Below are 3476 nucleotides of genomic sequence, written 5' to 3'. Positions count from 1 at the left end.
GCTTCTTCGGAAGTGGGTGAGGGTGTGGAGCGGGGTGGTGGGGTGGGTCTGGTCGTAGGCACGCTGTTGGGTCCTGAGGGAGTGGGCCGGCCCTGGTGGGGTCGGGTTGCTTGCTCTGTGGGAGGCCTGCTTGTCGTCGTACCGCCCGGATGTGTTCTGGGGCTGGCGGTGGCGGATGGTGGGTCATCTTCCGTACTTTGAGAACTGCACAGTGGACGCGAGCATCTTGTAAGTATTGTTCTGGATATCCGCGCTGGTCCGCGTACATCGCTCACCGATCCTGGGTTCACGCTCGGGGTGCGGGGGTGTTGTGGTGGGCGGGCGTGGGTGTTGTGTGTGGTCAAGTTGTTAAGGGCACACGGTGGATGCCTGGGCACCAGGAGCCGATGAAGGACGTAGGAGGCTGCGATAAGCCTCGGGGAGCTGTCAACCGAGCGTTGATCCGAGGATTTCCGAATGGGGGAACCCCGCACCAGTCATGTGGTGTGACCCGCGCCTGAACACATAGGGCGTGTGGAGGGAACGTGGGGAAGTGAAACATCTCAGTACCCACAGGAAGAGAAAACAACCGTGATTCCGTGAGTAGTGGCGAGCGAAAGCGGATGAGGCTAAACCGATCGCATGCCAAGCCGGCAGGCGTTGTGTGGTCGGGGTCGTGGGACGATTCAGATGGTTCTGCCGAACTGTCAGGGAGTCAGAAAGCCATGTGTTAGTGGAAGGCCTCTGGAAGGGGTCGCCGTAGAGGGTGAGAGCCCCGTACACGAAAACTCATGGCCTCCCGAGTCGTATCCCAAGTAGCACCGAGCCCGTGAAATTCGGTGTGAATCTGGCGGGACCACCCGCTAAGCCTAAATACTCCCTGGTGACCGATAGCGGACAAGTACCGTGAGGGAAAGGTGAAAAGTACCCCGGGAGGGGAGTGAAATAGTACCTGAAACCGTGTGCCTACAAGCCGTGAGAGCCTTATGCGCGTTTACGCGTGGGGGTGATTGCGTGCCTTTTGAAGAATGAGCCTGCGAGTTAGCGGTACGTGGCGAGGTTAACCCGTGTGGGGTAGCCGTAGCGAAAGCGAGTCCGAACAGGGCGTTTGAGTCGCGTGCTCTAGACCCGAAGCCGAGTGATCTACCCATGGCCAGGTTGAAGCGCGGGTAAGACCGCGTGGAGGACCGAACCCACTTAGGTTGAAAACTGAGGGGATGAGCTGTGGGTAGGGGTGAAAGGCCAATCAAACTCGGTGATAGCTGGTTCTCCCCGAAATGCATTTAGGTGCAGCGTCACGTGTTTCTTGCCGGAGGTAGAGCACTGGATGGTCTAGGGGCCCCACAAGGTTACTGAAATCAACCAAACTCCGAATGCCGGTAAGTGAGAGCGTGGCAGTGAGACTGCGGGCGATAAGGTTCGTAGTCGAGAGGGAAACAGCCCAGATCATCAGCTAAGGCCCCTAAGCGTGTGCTAAGTGGAAAAGGATGTGGAGTCGCAGTGACAACCAGGAGGTTGGCTTAGAAGCAGCCACCCTTGAAAGAGTGCGTAATAGCTCACTGGTCAAGTGATTCCGCGCCGACAATGTAGCGGGGCTCAAGCACACCGCCGAAGCTGTGGCATTCACATGAACCCGTCTCTGATTTCGGTCAGTGGCCAGGTGTGTGGATGGGTAGGGGAGCGTCGTGTGGCGATTGAAGCGGCGGAGTGATCCAGCCGTGGACGCCACACGAGTGAGAATGCAGGCATGAGTAGCGAAAGGGGAGTGAGAAACTCCCCCGCCGGATGACCAAGGGTTCCTGGGCCAGGCTAATCCGCCCAGGGTGAGTCGGGACCTAAGGCGAGGCCGACAGGCGTAGTCGATGGACAACGGGTTGATATTCCCGTACCCGCGAAAGAACGCCCATGCTGAACCCAGCGATGCTAACCATCCGAAGCTCGTGACTGCCCTTCGGGGCTGATCGAGTGGAGCGTGGGACCCGGACTGGTAGTAGGCAAGCGATGGGGTGACGCAGGAAGGTAGTCCTACCGGTGAGTGGTAGTACCGGTGCAAGGGTGTGGCCCGCGATGTAGGTAAATCCGCATCGCATACAGGGTGAGGCCCGACGCATAGCCGAATGAGGCGAATTGGATGATCCTATGCTGCCGAGAAAAGCCTCTAGCGAGTTCTTAGCGGCCCGTACCCCAAACCAACTCAGGTGGTCAGGTAGAGAATACCAAGGCGATCGAGCGAACTGTGGTTAAGGAACTCGGCAAAATGCCCCCGTAACTTCGGGAGAAGGGGGGCCATCTGCTGTGAACCGCCTTGCGCGGGGCAGCGGTGGGTGGCCGCAGAGACCAGTGAGAAGCGACTGTTTACTAAAAACACAGGTCCGTGCGAAGTCGAAAGACGATGTATACGGACTGACGCCTGCCCGGTGCTGGAACGTTAAGGGGACGGGTTAGTCCTTCGGGGCGAAGCTCAGAACTCAAGCGCCAGTAAACGGCGGTGGTAACTATAACCATCCTAAGGTAGCGAAATTCCTTGTCGGGTAAGTTCCGACCTGCACGAATGGCGTAACGACTTCTCAGCTGTCTCAACCACAGGCTCGGCGAAATTGCACTACGAGTAAAGATGCTCGTTACGCGCGGCAGGACGGAAAGACCCCGGGACCTTCACTATAGCTTGATATTGGTGTTCGGTTCGGCTTGTGTAGGATAGGTGGGAGACTGTGAAGCGGGCACGCCAGTGTTCGTGGAGTCGCCGTTGAAATACCACTCTGGTCGAATTGGATGTCTAACCTCGGTCCGTGATCCGGATCAGGGACAGTGTCAGGTGGGTAGTTTAACTGGGGCGGTTGCCTCCCAAAATGTAACGGAGGCGCCCAAAGGTTCCCTCAGCCTGGTTGGCAATCAGGTGTCGAGTGCAAGTGCACAAGGGAGCTTGACTGCGAGACCGACGGGTCGAGCAGGAGCGAAAGCTGGGACTAGTGACCCGGCACCGGCATGTGGAAGCGGTGTCGCTCAACGGATAAAAGGTACCCCGGGGATAACAGGCTGATCTTCCCCAAGAGTCCATATCGACGGGATGGTTTGGCACCTCGATGTCGGCTCGTCGCATCCTGGGGCTGGAGTAGGTCCCAAGGGTTGGGCTGTTCGCCCATTAAAGCGGCACGCGAGCTGGGTTTAGAACGTCGTGAGACAGTTCGGTCCCTATCCGCCGCGCGCGTAAGAGACTTGAGAAGAGCTGTCCCTAGTACGAGAGGACCGGGACGGACGAACCTCTGGTGTGCCAGTTGTTCCGCCAGGAGCACTGCTGGTTGGCTACGTTCGGCAGGGATAACCGCTGAAAGCATCTAAGCGGGAAGCTCGCTTCGAGATGAGGTCTCTCACCGGGTCAACCGGGTAAGGCCCCCGCCCAGACCAGCGGGTTGATAGGCCGGAAGTGGAAGCGGCGCAAGTCGTGGAGCTGACCGGTACTAATAGGCCGAGGGCTTGACCACATACTCATCCAGCCC

The 3476-nt window shown here is 58.4% G+C and carries 1 rRNA gene; it reads left to right on the top strand.

The features are described from left to right. Positions 1-338 precede the first annotated feature (338 nt). Positions 339-3461: ribosomal RNA gene (locus tag O2V63_RS20670) — 23S ribosomal RNA — on the top strand. The last annotated feature ends 15 nt before the right edge of the window (positions 3462-3476 follow it).

The organism is Modestobacter sp. VKM Ac-2977 (genome assembly GCF_026968045.1).
In the GTDB taxonomy this organism is placed as follows: Bacteria; Actinomycetota; Actinomycetes; order Mycobacteriales; family Geodermatophilaceae; genus Modestobacter.
The sequence above is the reverse complement of the archived record's forward strand: the minus strand, read 5'-3'. Positions and strand labels throughout refer to the sequence as shown.